Origin of the sequence: Methylobacterium sp. J-030 (genome assembly GCF_022829545.1) — a bacterium.
GTDB lineage: Bacteria > Pseudomonadota > Alphaproteobacteria > Rhizobiales > Beijerinckiaceae > Methylobacterium.
Genome location: NZ_JAKSYM010000311.1, coordinates 1 through 1,002 on the forward strand (window position 1 = coordinate 1; position 1,002 = coordinate 1,002).

Consider the following 1,002-nt stretch of genomic DNA (forward strand, 5'->3'; position numbering starts at 1 on the left):
GCTCAGGACCATCGCCATGGTCTTCTCGACGCCTTCGATCTCGTACCCGCCGGCCCCGATGAACCGGATCAGCACCGACATGGCGACCGTGCCGAGCGTGTCGTCGTCCATGGTGTAGCCCTTGAGGGCCATGCCTTCCCGTGCGCCCTCGACGGCGCCCTTCCACTGCGGCGAAGCGAGAAAGATCTTCTCAGGATCGTCCATCATCAGCCCGGGTATCCTATGCCGCGAGACGCCAGTGCCGGCGAAACGGAGCCGGCCGAGAGCTTGACCCCGATGAACTGCGTGAAGAACGGCTCGCCGCAGGTATCGCCCGAATGGCTGACGGCCATGACCTTGTATTGGCCGTCCGCGGCGACCCCGAAGGCATCGAGCTGCGCGTTGTTCGGGGCGCCCGTGATGCTCGGATCGTACTCCGCCTGCTGGACTGAGCTTTGATCGATCTGCACGACGCTGCCGGGGACGATGTTGCCGTTCAGGAGGCACTGACCTTCGACGCCGTTGATCGTCTGAACCGGCATACCGACGAGACCGGTCTTGCCGTTCAGGACGATGGCACTGCCCGGCAGCGGCTTATCGTTGGCCAGAATCTGGAGCTTGCCATTCTGGATCGACCACGATGTCCTGGTGGCGAAGGCGATCTCCCGGAGGTGATCCTTCGCCATGCCATGGGCTGCGAAGCCGCGGGGGAACTTGGTCTTGGTCAGAGCATCCTTGTCGACATAGCCGAGGCCGAGCCCGAGGGCCTGCATGGCATCGGCCGCGACCATCGCCCGATCGTAGTAGGTGTACCCGGCCGACAGGGATTTGTTGACGACGGCATAGTTGCGGGGCGTGTCGCCGTCCGTGGCGAGGATCGCCAGCACCGTGTCGGTCACGTCCTGACGCAGGTTGCGGGCCTGGAGGATCTTGCCCTTGAAGATGACGAACACGGAGCCGGAGGCGTAACCAGCCGAGAGCGTCACCGACTTGCCGACGTAGAACGCGGGCTGCGTGCTGCTC

Annotated in this window: 2 protein-coding genes; both read right to left on the reverse strand. The window is 64.3% G+C overall.

Annotation, left to right across the window (positions count from 1 at the left end; genetic code table 11):
• On the reverse strand, positions 1 to 207 hold a 207-nt coding region (locus MKK75_RS23190; RefSeq protein WP_244044872.1), incomplete at its 3' end, for a hypothetical protein.
• The coding region (locus MKK75_RS23195) for a baseplate hub protein (protein ID WP_244044873.1) at positions 207 to 1,002 on the reverse strand (796 nt) is incomplete at its 5' end. The genes MKK75_RS23195 and MKK75_RS23190, both read right to left, overlap by 1 nt.